Genomic DNA, 12,598 nt, shown 5'->3' with positions numbered 1-12,598 from the left:
CCGCCGGACGCCTTCAACCGACGCGGCTGATGCAGAAGTCGATCACATCGACCAGTGCGGCCTTCTGCGGCGTGGCGTCGAGCGGGGCGAGCGCGTCGCGGGCGATCTCGCCGAAATGGCGGGCACGCCCGATCGTGTCGGCTATCGCGCCGTGGCGCGTCATCAAGCCGATCGCCTTTTCCAGCGCCGCGTCGTCCGCCGCGTCGGTTTCGATGGCGCGCTTCCAGAACTCGCGCTCTACAGCCGTGCCGCGGCGATAGGCCAGGATCACCGGCAGGGTCACCTTGCCCTCCCGGAAATCGTCGCCGACATTCTTGCCCAGTTCCTTGGAATTGCCGCCATAGTCGAGCGCGTCGTCGATCAGCTGGAAGGCGAGGCCGAGATTCATGCCGTAGGAGCGCAATGCGGCGCGGTCGGTGCGCGAGGCGGCGGCGATCACCGGCCCGACTTCGGCAGCCGCCGAAAACAGCGCGGCGGTCTTGGCCTTGATCACGGCAAAGTGCTCGTCCTCGGTGGTTTCGAGGTTCTTGGCGGCGGCAAGCTGCATCACCTCGCCCTCGGCGATGATCGAAGCGGCGGTGGACAGGATATCCAGTGCGTCGAGCGAGCCGACATCGACCATCATGCGGAACGCCTGGCCGAGCAGGAAATCGCCGACCAGAACGCTCGCCTGGTTGCCCCAGATCATGCGCGCCGTCTTCTTGCCGCGCCGCATGCCGCTTTCGTCGACGACATCGTCATGCAGAAGCGTCGCCGTGTGCATGAACTCGACGCTGGTCGCGAGCTTCACATGGCCGTCGCCGGAATAGCCGAACATCTGGGCGGCGGCGAGCGTCACCATCGGGCGCAGGCGCTTGCCGCCCGACGAGATCAGGTGGTTGGCGATTTCGGGGATCATCTCGACGTCGGAGCCGGCCTTGGACAGGATCAGCTCGTTGACCCTGCCCATATCGGCCGCAGTGAGGCCGATCAGTTCCTTGATCGACGCTGATCCGCGCTTCCCGTTTTCGAGATTGAGAACGACACCCACGGCCAGCACTCCCGTCTTGGAACCGGGCCTGATTTAGGGCGGCGATGGTGTGTCCGGCAAGTGGCGAATTGGCGCAGAAATTTAGGCGCGTTGTCGGAAACGGCTAACGCGGTGCGTCCTATGGCAGGATCGGGAGTATCCGATTCGAGCCAGGGAGCCTCAGCCATGACGAAGATCGAAATCGAGAACGTGAACCATCCGGGCAAGGTCGAGCGTGTCGACGCCGCCATGTACGAGGCCATGAAGCGCGCGATCCTGACGGTGATTCCGCCAAACATGCCGGGGATGACCGTCGGCGAGGTTCAACGCGCGGTTCCGCCCCACCTGCCCGAGGAACTTTACCCAGGCGGCGCCAAAGCGGGGTGGTGGATGAAGGCGGTCCAGCTCGACCTCGAAGCGAAAGGCCTCATCAAGCGCGAAAAGACAAAGCCGCTTCGCCTGCACAAGGCGTGACGGCCGGTTTACATCACGGCAGCGACCTGCGAACTTCCGCGCATGATCGAGCTCATCCGCACCAACGACGCCGTCATCATCTCCTTCGTCGAATCGCTGCTGCGCGACGCCGGCATCGGATGCTTCGTCGCCGACCAGAATATGAGCGTGCTGGACGGCTCGATCGGCATCCTGCCGCGCCGCGTCATGGTGACCGACGACGATTTGGCGGCCGCGCGCCGCCTGCTCACCGACGCCGGCATCGGCAACGAGATGCGCGAAAGCTAGCTTCCGTGTCCGCCCAGACGATCGACGCCTTCCATCGCGGCGGTTTTTTCCTCGTGCAGCCCGCGCGCGGCGGCCACCGCGCCGGCATGGACGCGCTGGCGCTCGCCGCCGCCGTGCCATCCGGCTTTGCCGGCAGGCTCGCCGATCTCGGCGCTGGCGCAGGGGCCGCCGGCTTCGCCGTCGCTTCGCGCTGCCCGGCGGCGAGCGTTGTTCTCGTCGAAAACTCCCCGGTCATGGCCGGCTATGCCCGCCAAAGCCTCGACCTTCCCGAAAATGCACGGCTTCGCGGCCGCGTCACGGTGCTGGAGGCCGATGTCGCGCTCACCGGCAAGGCTCGCACTGTTGCCGGGCTTGCCGACAATTCCTTCGATTTCGCCATAATGAACCCGCCTTTCAACGCGGAGATCGACCGCGCCACGCCCGATGATCTCAAGCGGCAAGCGCATGTCATGGAGGACGGGCTGTTCAAAACCTGGCTCCGGACCGCCGCGGCGATCGTCAGGCCGCGCGGCGGGGTCGCCATCGTCGCCCGGCCGGTGTCGCTCGCGCCCATACTCGCCGCGCTCGCCGGGCGTTTCGGCACCGCGCAGATCGTTCCGGTGCACGCCCGTCCGGACGCGCCGGCGATCCGTATCGTGCTTCGCGCGGTGCGCGGGGCGCGCGGCGGGCCGTCGCTGATGCCGCCGCTTATCCTGCACGAGATTGCCGGCAACGGCTTTTCCGAGCGCGCCGAGGCAATCAATGCCGGCCAGGCTTCGCTTTTCGGAGACTGACACAAGCAGACGGGATTGCGGTTTTCCGGCGAATTCCTACATGCGAAGCAAGACATATCGGAGATCCCTGCCTGTGAAACAATTTTTGAGGCGCCTGCTTCCGAAGTCGATGCGGCCGGGCGTGGTGACGATCCCGGTCGTGCGCCTGCACGGCACCATCATGGCCGGCGGCGGCCAGTTCCGGCCGACGCTGTCGCTCGCCTCCACGGCGGGCGTTCTGGAAAAGGCGTTTTCCTATCCCGACGCCCCGGTGGTCGCCCTCTCCATCAACTCGCCCGGCGGCTCGCCAGTGCAGTCGCGCCTTATCTACAAGCGCATCCGCGACCTCGCGGCCGAGAAGAACAAGGATGTTCTGGTGTTCGTCGAGGATGTCGCCGCCTCCGGCGGCTACATGATCGCGGTCGCGGGCGACGAGATCATCGCCGACCCCTCTTCCATCGTCGGCTCGATCGGCGTGGTGTCGGCCTCCTTCGGCTTCACCGAAATGATGAAGAAGATCGGCGTCGAGCGCCGCGTCTATACAGCCGGCCAGAACAAGGCATTGCTCGACCCGTTCAAGCCGGAAAAGAAGGAAGACGTCGAGCGGCTGAAGGCGCTGCAGCTCGAAGTGCACGAAACCTTCATCGACATGGTCAAGGAGCGCCGCGGCGGCAAGCTCAAGGACGACCCGGACCTCTTCACCGGCTTGTTCTGGACCGGCAAGAAGGGCCTCTCGCTTGGGCTGGTCGACGCGCTGGGCGACATGCGCACCGTGCTCAAGGACCGCTATGGGGCAAAGGCGCAGCTCAAGCTTATCACGCCGCCGCGCGGGCTGTTCGGGCGCAAGCTCGGCCTGTTCGGATCGTCGGGCGGCGGGTTTTCCGCGCCCGACATTGCGGGCGCCGCCGCGGCCGGCCTGATCGAAGCCGCCGACGAGCGCGCGCTGTGGGGTCGCTTCGGCCTTTGAGAATGCCGCAAAGCCGGCTATTGTCGGGCGGCCAACCCAACCGGCAGCGCCGGAGCCATGAGGGAGGAGTAAAACATGCCGCAGCTTATTTTTTTCGCCCTGATCGGCGTGGTTGCGTATTTCGGCTATCGCTCCTTCATCCGCGAGGCGGAGCGGGTCACCGCCAAGGTGCGCCGGCAGGAAAATGAGACGGCCAGCGGCGCGCATGGCACGCTGGTCCGCGACCCGGAAACGGGCGAATACCGCCTCGCCAAGGACTGACGTGGACCTCAGCGCATCATCACTGGCCGAGCACGCGCCGGCCAAGATCAATCTCGCTCTGCATGTCACCGGCCACCGGCCGGACGGTTTTCACCTGATCGAAAGCCTGGCGGTCTTCACCAGGCACGGCGATCGGGTGACGGTCGCCGCCGCGTCCGAGGATTCCTTTTCGACCAGCGGCCCGTTCGGCGCCGAGATCCCGCTCGACGGCGGTAATCTAGTGGTGCGCGCGAGGGATATGTTGCGACGGGCGCACCTACTCGCCATGGTACCCCCCTCTGTCCTGCCGGACATCTCCCCCTCAAGGGGGGAGATTGAGCCGGCCGCATGTCTTTCGCCAATCGCCAGCGTCGCAGGAATAGCGGTTGCGCCGAAACTGCCAATCTCCCCCCTTGAGGGGGAGATGTCCGGCAGGACAGAGGGGGGTCGGACAAGCGGCCGCAAACAACAGCCGGTATCGATACATCTCACGAAGCACCTGCCCGTCGCTTCCGGCATCGGCGGCGGGTCGAGCGACGCGGCGGCGACGCTGACTGCGCTGAACAGGCTATGCAGGTTCGGGCTCACCTCGGAACAGCTTGCCAAAATCGGTCGCGACCTCGGCGCCGACGTGCCGATGTGCCTTTACACCAAGCCGCTCATCGCGCGTGGAATCGGCGAGCAGATAGAGCCAGCCGCGGGCTTCCCGGCGCTGGCGATGGTGCTGGTCAATCCGGGCGTCCCGGTGTCAACGCCCGAGGTGTTCTCGGCGCTGACATCACGGGAAAATCCAGGATTGCCGCCGCTGCCGCTCGTCAAGGATGAGGGGCAACTTGCATTTGGCGACATTTGCCGCTGGCTCGCCTCCACCCGCAATGACCTGCAAGCTCCGGCCGTCTCCATCGCCCCCGCCATCGCCCAGTCCCTCGAAGCGCTGACATCCGCCGGCGCGGGCTTTGCCCGCATGTCCGGTTCGGGCGCCACCTGCTTCGGACTGTTCGAAACCAGCGGCGAGGCCGCCCGCGCGGCCGCCGAAATCCAGGCGCGCCAGCCCGGATGGTGGGTGGTCGCCACCGAAAGCATCGCCTCGAAGGATCCTGCCGATGACGCGGCTTGACGAGACCCGCCCCTTCATTCCAGTCCGCATCGCCGTGCTCACCGTGTCGGACACGCGCACGCTGGCGGACGACAAATCCGGCCAGACGCTCGCCGACCGTATCACCGAAGCCGGCCATGTTCTTGCCGATCGCGCCATCGTCACCGACGACCGGGAAAAGATCCGCGACACCGTGCTCGCCTGGTCAAGGGATGAAAAGATCGACGTGGTGATCACCACCGGCGGCACCGGCTTCACCGGCCGCGACGTGACGCCCGACGCATTGGAGCCGATCTTCGAAAAGCGCATGGACGGCTTTTCGGAAGTTTTTCATCGCATCTCCTACGACAAGATCGGCACCTCGACCGTCCAGAGCCGAGCGACAGGCGGCGTCGTCAACGCCACCTTCGTCTTCGTGCTGCCGGGCTCGCCCGGTGCCTGCAAGGACGCCTGGGACGGCATTCTGAAACCGCAGTTCGACTACCGCCACATGCCCTGCAACTTCGTGGAAATCATGCCGAGGCTGGATGAGCACCTGAAGCGGGGTGGCGGCTGAGAAGCCTCACACAGGCGGCGCGATGCGGATCTCCGCCGCCAGCCGCTTTGTCGCCAGCCCGCGCGCCAGCGCTTCAGCGCTGCCGGCTGATTTGCACAACGCCGCGGCCTGCTTCTTGCTGACCACCAGCCCCTCGGCCAGCGCGCGGCGCGCCGAAAACACCCGCGCCAGGAACGGCGCCCGATCGGCGCGGGCGCGTGAAAACCGCGCCGGGCCGGTCATGCGGCCGGCATATTCCAGCACCTCCTCGGTCCAGCCCTCGACCAGCCGCGCGCCGGGTTCGATGAGAAGCAGCCAGTCGCCTTTGGCCTGCCTGACGCCCGCTGCGATGCCGCCCTCGGCCAGATAATGGCAACCGGCCTGGTCGGCGACCTTGTTCGTGTTGTCGGTCGAGCCGCGGTCGCAGACGATCACCTCGCGCACCACGCCCTCGACGGCCGCACCTATCAGCGAAGCCAGCGTCCGCGCCAGCGCTTCTTCGGAGTTGTGCGTTTCAATCAGGACGGTCAGCATCGCCAGCCGAATAGCCTAAAGCCGGCCAGCGCGCCAGTTGCGGCCGCGATCCCGCTATGGCGGCCCCTTGAGCTCGATGACATTGCCCGATGGATCGCGCACATAGAGCGAAAGGCTGTCGCCCCGCGCCCCCGCGTGGAACGACTCCTCGATGATTTCGATCCCGTGAGCGGCAAGATGGCTTCGCAGCGCCGCTTCGTCGTGCCGGCCGATAGCTATGCAGAAATGATCCATATTACGCCCGCCTGCGACGCCGGGCACCGCCCATGAGCCCTCCGGCGCCGAGATGTCGACCAGATTGATCAGAGCGTTCCCGACACGCAACTGCGCCATTCCGAATTCCGGCAGGGCCTCCTCGAATGTGCAGCCGATGACCTCCTGATAAAAGGCACAGGCGGCTTCCATCCCGTCGACCAGCAACAGGATGTGATCGATCCCCTCCAGGGCAAATGGCGGCCTGCCCCGCGGCTCTTCCGGCCCATTTCCAGGCATCGTCCAGATCCTCGACAGCCATGTGAGCCTACCACCCCAACGCAGATCGGCGAAAAGTTCTTGATTTGTTCTCTTTCGGAACATAGGAATAGTTTCATGAGAACAGCGATTCGCAGACCGGCGGAAATGCCTTGGGAAAGGGCGAAGATGGAACAGATCGTGCGCGCCGATATTGCCGCCTTCGGGGCTGGAAGGGCAGAGATGGCGAATGCGATGATCGAGCAGAGCGGCGTTCGGGTCCCGCCCGACCGCAATCGCGGCCGTGCCGCCGGCATCAACCCGAGCGGCCGTTTCGAGCCGGTGACCCGCCACGTCTTCGACGACGGCTGGAACTCGATCGACGAGCTGCCGCCCTTCAAGACCGAGGTGCAGATCGAAAAGCCGCGCACCATCATCACCCGCAACCAGTCGCCGGACATCTCCTTCGACCGCTCGATCAATCCTTATCGCGGCTGCGAGCATGGCTGCGTCTATTGCTTCGCTCGGCCGACCCACAGCTTCATGGGCATGTCGCCGGGGCTCGACTTCGAATCGAAGCTGTTCGCCAAGCCCGACGCGGCCAAACTGCTAGACAAGGAGCTGTCGAAGGAAGGCTATCAGGCCCGCACCATCGCCATCGGCACCAACACCGACCCCTACCAGCCGATCGAGAAGCAGTACCGCATCATGCGCGAAGTGCTGGAGGTGCTGGAGGCCCGCAACCATCCGGTTGGCATCGTCACCAAATCGGCGCTGGTGATGCGCGACATCGACATATTGTCGCGTATGGCCGAGAAGGGCCTCGCCAAGGTGGCGCTGTCGGTGACGACGCTGGACCGTATGCTGGCCCGCACGATGGAGCCGCGCGCGGCGACGCCGACGAGGCGGCTCGAAGCCATCCGCCAGCTCAGCGATGCCGGCATCCCGGCATCCGTGATGGTCGCGCCCATCATCCCCGGCCTGACCGATCCGGAGATCGAGCGCATTCTGGACTCGGCGCGCAATGCCGGGGCGCGCGAGGCGGGCTATGTCATCCTCAGGCTGCCGCTCGAGGTCAGCCCGATCTTCAAGGATTGGCTGCTTCGCCATTATCCCGACCGCTACCGGCACGTCATGTCGCTGGTGCGCTCGATGCGCGACGGCAAGGACTACGATTCGGAGTGGGGCAAGCGCATGAAGGGCAGCGGCCCTTACGCCTGGCAGATCGGACGGCGCTTCGAGATCGCGGCGCGCCGGCTCGGCCTCAACGTCGAAAAGACGCCGCTGCGCACGGATCTTTTCGTCGCAGCCGAAAAGCGCCACGAGCAGCTCATGCTGCTCTGAAGAGAACTTCGCGCCCGGTTGCGCGTTGAAAGAATCCGTCCGGCTTTCCCCGCAGCCCGACGGCGCCTTCCCCGCCCCGCCCCAATGGCCGGGAAGGCCTTGCGGAGAATCGGAACCGATGCGAGCATTGCCGCACAATGGCTCAATCGCGTTCCGATTCTCCGCTCCTCTTCGAGATCATCGAGCGGCCCGACTTCTCTTTCGAAAGGAAGGCGAAGAGGGAGGGTCTGTGGCCGGTCGCCGGCCTCGACGAGGCCGGACGGGGGCCGCTCGCGGGGCCGGTAGTCGCGGCCGCGGTGATCCTCAATCCTGCTAAAATTCCTGATGGCCTGGATGATTCCAAGCGTCTGACGGCGGCGCGGCGCGAAGAGCTGTTCGCCGAAATCGTCTCGACCGCGCTCGGCGTCTCGATGGCGTCGGTCAGCGCCGACGGCATCGATCGCATCAACATATTGCGGGCAAGCCTGGAGGCGATGCGCCGCGCGCTGACCGGCCTGCCGATCGAACCGCGCCATGCGCTGGCCGACGGCCGCGACATACCGCCCGGCCTGCCCTGCAGTTGCCGGGCGCTGATCAAGGGCGACCAGCGCTCGCAGTCGATCGCGGCGGCGTCGATCGTCGCCAAGGTCATGCGCGACCGCATGATGGCGGGCTGCGCCCAAACCCACATCCATTACGGCTTCGACAGCCATATGGGCTACGCGACGGAGCGCCACCGCGCCGCAATCGGTACGCACGGCGCGGTGCCCCGGCTGCACCGCGCCAGCTTCGCACCGTTCCGTCTCGTCGAAGAAGGCCTGATCGAAATCAACGAAAGCCTGATCGAGGAGGCATGAAAAAAGCCGCGGGGATGCGGCGGCTTTTTTCATCGAATGACAGGCTGAAAACTCAGTTCAGTTTCGACTTCACGTCGCGAACCGAAGTCTCGAAAAGCTTCGTTGCAGCCGCCGAATCGACCTTGCGGGCGAGCAGCGCGCGCGCGGCCTCGACCGCGATATCGACGGCGCTGGCGCGCACTTCCTGGACTGCCTCGCGTTCGGCCTGGCCGATCTTCTGCTCGGCGAGCGCGGTGCGGCGGGCGACGTAGTCCTCCGTCTTCTGCTGCGCTTCAGAGACCAACTGGCCGGCCTCGCGCTTGGCGGCGTCGAGAATGTCGGCGGCTTCCCTCTCGGCTTCCTTGCGCTTGCGCTGGTATTCGGCCAGCAATTGCTGAGCCTCCTCGCGCAGGCGGCGAGCTTCCTCGAGTTCGGCCCGGATACGCTCGGCGCGATCGTCGAGCGACTTGCCGAGCATGCCCGGCACCTTCATGTAGACGGCGATGCCGATGAAAATGACTAGGGCGACGAAGGCCCAGAATGTTGCGTCCATGGCCCGCTCCTATTTCCGCGCCGCGGTCACCGCGGCGGCGACATCGGCTTTGTCAACCTTGGCGCCGACCAGCTCCTGAACGATCGTCGCGGCGGTCTGCTCGGCGATGGCACCGACTTCCTTCATCGCCGATGCCTTGATCGATGCGATACGGGCCTCGGCTTCGGCGAGCTTGTTTTCAAGCGTCGCCTCGACCGTCCGGCGCTCGGCGTCGGCGTCGGCCTTGGCCTTGTCGCGGGCTTGCTGGGCGATGGCGTTGGACTTGGCCCGCGCCTCGGCCAGTTCCTGCTCGTAGGCCGCGACCGCGGCGTCCGCCTCGCTTTTCATGCGGGCGGCCTGGTCGAGATCCTGCGCGATGCGATCACGCCGCACCTCGAGGATGCCACCGACGCGCGGCAGCACCACCCTCTTCAGGAATAGGTAGAAAAGGCCGAAAGTGATCGCCAGCCACAGGAGCTGCGAGGGAAAGGTCGACGAATCGAATGGCGGAAACGCGCCGCCGCCATGGGCTTCGTCTTCCACGGTATGGGCTTCGTCCAACGCGGGAGCAGTTGTTTCCTGCGCGTATCCCGGTGTCACAAACATTTCAGTCCCCTGTCGGTCACCCGGCCGCACAGCGCGGCCGGAAGCATTTTAGGCAGGCGGCCTGCTCTTACGTGAAGAGCAGCAGCAGGGCGACGAGGAGCGAGAAGATGCCCAGAGCTTCCGTCACCGCGAAGCCGAAGATCAGGCGGCCGAACTGGCCGTCGGCAGCCGACGGGTTGCGCAGCGCGCCCGCCAGGTAGTTGCCGAAAATCGTGCCCAGGCCGATGCCCGCGCCACCCATGCCGAGGCAGGCGATGCCCGCGCCGATTGCCTTTGCTGCTTCTGCTTCCATTGTCCAACTCCTTGTGGATCTAAGTTCGGTTGAAATCTTCAGGATGGCGGGAAATCCGCCGGCGAAATTGTCGTCAGTGGCCCGGATGGATGGCGTCGTTGATGTACATCGACGTCAGGACTGCAAACACATAGGCCTGCAGGAAGGCCACCAGAACTTCGAGGCCGGTGATGGCGACGGTCATCAGGAGCGGCAGGATCGAGCCGGCGACGCCGACGAAGCCCAGCGCGCTCAGCGAGGTCACGAAGCCGGCGAACACTTTCAGCGTGATGTGGCCCGCCAGCATGTTGGCGAACAGACGCACCGAAAGGCTGATCGGCCGCGACAGGAACGAGATCACCTCGATCAGCACCACCAGCGGTGCCAGAACCGCGGGCACGCCCTGCGGCACGAACAGTTTCAGGAAGGCCAGACCGTGCTTCATGAAGCCATAGACCACGACCGTGCCGATCACCAGCAGCGCCAGCGCGAAGGTGACGATGATGTGGCTGGTTACAGTGAAGAAATAGGGGAACAATCCGAGCAGGTTGGCGACCAGGACGAACATGAACAGCGAGAACACGAAGGGGAAGAACTTCATCCCCTGCGAGCCGGCCGCATCCCGCAGCATCGAGGCCACAAACTCGTATGACATTTCCGATACCGACTGCAGGCGGCTTGGAATGAGGCCGCGGCTCGACGTCGTCAGGAACAGAAACGCGCCGGCGGCGCCGACGGTCGCGACCATGAAGGCCGACGAATTGGTGAACGAGAAATCGAGCCCGCCGATCTCGATCGGAATCCATTTCGCGATTTGAAACTGATGGATCGGATCGTTGGCCAATTCGGGCCCCCTCGGCAAGACGCGCCCGCAGGCGCTATTTTTCTTTCTCAGGCTTGTCGGCAGCCTTGTCGGACGCCTTCAAACCCTGGTCTGCAACGACGCCCGCGGAACGCAGGACATTGAGAATGCCAGCGCCGAAGCCAAGCAGCAGGAACACGATCAGCCCCCATGGCGAGGTCCCCGCCATCCGGTCGATCGCCCAGCCAAGCCCCGCACCCACCGCAATGCCGGCGATGAACTCGCTGGACAGCTTCAGGGCCTGGCCATATCCGGCCGTGCTGCTCGATCTAGCGCCTTCTCCCCCTTCGCGTCGATCCGGGCGTCTTGTCGCAAGCGTTGCTTCAAGTTTCTGCCGGCGACGCTCGAGGTCGTCGTCGCGAATGTCGGGTCTGCCTTGCTCTCCGGGCCCGGTTTTTCCGGTTTCGTCTGGCCCGTTTTTGTCGGCCACCGCAACCCCCATGCCCGGATGGAAGGCAATCGTCCATCCGCTTCAAAGTCGCGGGCAACATAGTTAGCGCCCCCGCCCCCGTCAAGCCACGCAATGGGGAAGGTGCAGATGTGATTTATCTTGTTAGATCAGCTACTTAGCAAAGTGCGACATCCTGCCCCGCGCTTTGCGCGCGGCGGCATCGGCGAATCCCGGAAAAATCGACGGCGCAGCGGAACAAGCGGGAGCCGATCAGCTCCAGCCGCCGCCATAGGTTCGGTAGAAGATGTGGAGGCCGATCTTCTTCATCTTCTCCATCGTGCGGGCCCACCGCGGATTGACGTAGTCGGCATAATAATGCGTCGACGAGCCGACTTCCGGAATGAAGATTTTGCCGGCCGTCACGGCCATCGCGACCTCCTCGGCCATCCGATAAACGGAACGGTTGGTGATCCTGTCCTTTTTGCCGTCGCAGGCGAAGGAGAACTGGCAACGGTTTCTCAAATGGTCATTCTGGTAGACGACGCCGCAGATTGTGTTCGGATAGGCGGGGTTGCGTACACGGTTCAGGATAACCTGCGCCACCGCCGCCTGTCCCTTCAGGGTTTCGCCGCGCGCCTCGAAATAAATGCCGGCCGCCAGGCATTTCTGCTCCGCCTGTGAAAACACTGCCGCCGGCAGCGGCTGGCTCATCCAATAGTGGTCGCCCTTGCTGACCGGCGGGATGAAGCGGCCCGCGTCTTCGTCCTGCAGCAGGCTCGCGAAGGGCGAAGCCTTGGCGTAGTCCGGCTCAGGCGGCGCATAGGCCGTCGCCAGGATGTCGGCTTTCTCGTTGTTGACCAGTGCCGCGAGCACGGCGGGAACGCCGGGATCGAACTTCTTGTCTTCCTTGACGTAGAAGGCGGTGGCGATCTGGATTTCCTTGCCCTTGATGTCGGGTTTTACAAACGTCATTGCCAGGCCCTTGCCGGCGGTCGGCCGCAACAGGAAGGAAGTGCGGTCAAGAACGGAGCCGGCGTTGAACGCCTTGGGCGGGGCGACCGGGGCGACATTGACGATGCGGCCCTTCTTGTCGCCGCGCCTGACGCGATCTTCATCCGGCGTCTCGCCGACCGCGCCGTTTTTCGTGCGGAACGACACGTCGCCAACGCCCGGAATGGCCACGCCGCCGCCTGAAATCGAGCCCGTTGGCAGGTTGGCGTCGGCGAAGGGCATTTCGGCGGCGTGGACCGAACCCGCCACGGACTTCTCGACGAAGGCGCCCCAGCGCGCATTGGAAGCCTCTGCGCCCGAAACCAGGCTTCTCATGTCCTGAAACGCCGCCGTCGTCGGAAAACCGATCCAGATGCCAAGTCCGATGATGAAGGGAGGCAGGAATGAGCGCTTGCTTTGGATGGCCGCAGCCAGCCGCCGCGTCACGAGACGTCGATGCACA

At 64.9% G+C, this 12,598-nt stretch carries 18 protein-coding genes; 9 read left to right on the top strand and 9 right to left on the bottom strand.

What is annotated here, in order from left to right; genetic code table 11:
* Positions 1-13: 13 nt before the first annotated feature.
* Positions 14-1,030 carry a polyprenyl synthetase family protein gene (locus tag G6N73_RS06860; RefSeq protein WP_165025142.1) on the bottom strand — a complete coding sequence of 339 codons (1,017 nt, stop codon included), beginning with the start codon at positions 1,028-1,030 and terminating at the stop codon, positions 14-16.
* Between the two features lie 165 nt (positions 1,031-1,195).
* Here G6N73_RS06860 and G6N73_RS06855 point away from each other — a divergent pair, with 165 nt between their 5' ends.
* From G6N73_RS06855 to moaB, 7 genes are all read left to right on the top strand, one after another.
* A complete protein-coding gene (locus tag G6N73_RS06855) occupies positions 1,196-1,483 on the top strand; it encodes a DUF6958 family protein (RefSeq protein ID WP_165025139.1) in 288 nt (95 codons plus the stop codon).
* Between the two features lie 42 nt (positions 1,484-1,525).
* Complete coding sequence (locus G6N73_RS06850; RefSeq protein WP_165025136.1) at positions 1,526-1,750, top strand: putative signal transducing protein; 225 nt, start codon at positions 1,526-1,528, stop codon at positions 1,748-1,750.
* A 5-nt stretch (positions 1,751-1,755) separates the two neighbouring features.
* Positions 1,756-2,523: a methyltransferase gene (locus tag G6N73_RS06845; protein WP_165025134.1), complete on the top strand. Its 768-nt coding sequence runs from the start codon at positions 1,756-1,758 to the stop codon at positions 2,521-2,523.
* 109 nt (positions 2,524-2,632) lie between these two features.
* Complete coding sequence (locus tag G6N73_RS06840) at positions 2,633-3,469, top strand: S49 family peptidase (RefSeq protein ID WP_246251730.1); 837 nt, start codon at positions 2,633-2,635, stop codon at positions 3,467-3,469.
* A 75-nt stretch (positions 3,470-3,544) separates the two neighbouring features.
* On the top strand, positions 3,545-3,730 hold the full coding sequence (locus tag G6N73_RS06835; protein WP_165025128.1) for an NfeD family protein: 186 nt from the start codon (positions 3,545-3,547) through the stop codon (positions 3,728-3,730).
* A gap of 1 nt (position 3,731) precedes the next feature.
* Positions 3,732-4,826 (top strand): 4-(cytidine 5'-diphospho)-2-C-methyl-D-erythritol kinase, encoded by a 1,095-nt coding sequence (locus G6N73_RS36755; RefSeq protein ID WP_343044562.1) that lies wholly within the window; start codon positions 3,732-3,734, stop codon positions 4,824-4,826.
* Positions 4,813-5,361, top strand: a complete 549-nt coding sequence (moaB, locus tag G6N73_RS06820; protein WP_165025126.1) for a molybdenum cofactor biosynthesis protein B — start codon at positions 4,813-4,815, stop codon at positions 5,359-5,361. Before G6N73_RS36755 ends, moaB begins: the two co-directional genes overlap by 14 nt.
* A gap of 6 nt (positions 5,362-5,367) precedes the next feature.
* Here moaB and G6N73_RS06815 read toward each other — a convergent pair whose 3' ends face one another.
* Together G6N73_RS06815 and G6N73_RS06810 are read right to left on the bottom strand one after the other, a co-directional pair.
* Positions 5,368-5,874: a glycosyltransferase gene (locus G6N73_RS06815; protein WP_165025124.1), complete on the bottom strand. Its 507-nt coding sequence runs from the start codon at positions 5,872-5,874 to the stop codon at positions 5,368-5,370.
* A 54-nt stretch (positions 5,875-5,928) separates the two neighbouring features.
* Positions 5,929-6,366 (bottom strand): VOC family protein, encoded by a 438-nt coding sequence (locus G6N73_RS06810; RefSeq protein WP_165025121.1) that lies wholly within the window; start codon positions 6,364-6,366, stop codon positions 5,929-5,931.
* A 147-nt stretch (positions 6,367-6,513) separates the two neighbouring features.
* Here G6N73_RS06810 and G6N73_RS06805 point away from each other — a divergent pair, with 147 nt between their 5' ends.
* Together G6N73_RS06805 and G6N73_RS06800 are read left to right on the top strand one after the other, a co-directional pair.
* Positions 6,514-7,668, top strand: a complete 1,155-nt coding sequence (locus tag G6N73_RS06805) for a PA0069 family radical SAM protein (RefSeq protein WP_165025352.1) — start codon at positions 6,514-6,516, stop codon at positions 7,666-7,668.
* Positions 7,669-7,805: 137 nt separating this feature from the next.
* Positions 7,806-8,504 (top strand): ribonuclease HII, encoded by a 699-nt coding sequence (locus G6N73_RS06800; RefSeq protein ID WP_165025118.1) that lies wholly within the window; start codon positions 7,806-7,808, stop codon positions 8,502-8,504.
* Between the two features lie 52 nt (positions 8,505-8,556).
* Here the strand turns inward: G6N73_RS06800 and G6N73_RS06795 are convergent, their stop codons facing one another.
* The 6 genes from G6N73_RS06795 to G6N73_RS06770 form a co-directional block, all read right to left on the bottom strand.
* Positions 8,557-9,036, bottom strand: coding sequence for a F0F1 ATP synthase subunit B (locus G6N73_RS06795; protein WP_165025115.1), 480 nt, complete (start codon positions 9,034-9,036; stop codon positions 8,557-8,559).
* 9 nt (positions 9,037-9,045) lie between these two features.
* A complete protein-coding gene (locus G6N73_RS06790) occupies positions 9,046-9,621 on the bottom strand; it encodes a F0F1 ATP synthase subunit B (protein WP_165025112.1) in 576 nt (191 codons plus the stop codon).
* Positions 9,622-9,688: 67 nt separating this feature from the next.
* Positions 9,689-9,913, bottom strand: a complete 225-nt coding sequence (locus G6N73_RS06785) for a F0F1 ATP synthase subunit C (RefSeq protein WP_165025109.1) — start codon at positions 9,911-9,913, stop codon at positions 9,689-9,691.
* Positions 9,914-9,986: 73 nt separating this feature from the next.
* Positions 9,987-10,736 (bottom strand): F0F1 ATP synthase subunit A, encoded by a 750-nt coding sequence (locus G6N73_RS06780; protein ID WP_165025107.1) that lies wholly within the window; start codon positions 10,734-10,736, stop codon positions 9,987-9,989.
* A gap of 34 nt (positions 10,737-10,770) precedes the next feature.
* Positions 10,771-11,184, bottom strand: coding sequence for an AtpZ/AtpI family protein (locus tag G6N73_RS06775; protein ID WP_165025104.1), 414 nt, complete (start codon positions 11,182-11,184; stop codon positions 10,771-10,773).
* Between the two features lie 231 nt (positions 11,185-11,415).
* Positions 11,416-12,597: a cell wall hydrolase gene (locus tag G6N73_RS06770; protein WP_165025101.1), complete on the bottom strand. Its 1,182-nt coding sequence runs from the start codon at positions 12,595-12,597 to the stop codon at positions 11,416-11,418.
* Position 12,598: the final 1 nt, after the last annotated feature.

Origin of the sequence: Allomesorhizobium camelthorni (assembly GCF_011045125.1) — a bacterium.
Classification (GTDB): Bacteria; Pseudomonadota; Alphaproteobacteria; order Rhizobiales; family Rhizobiaceae; genus Allomesorhizobium; species Allomesorhizobium camelthorni.
Note: the sequence above shows the minus strand (reverse complement) of the source record. Positions and strands in the feature narration are given on the sequence as shown.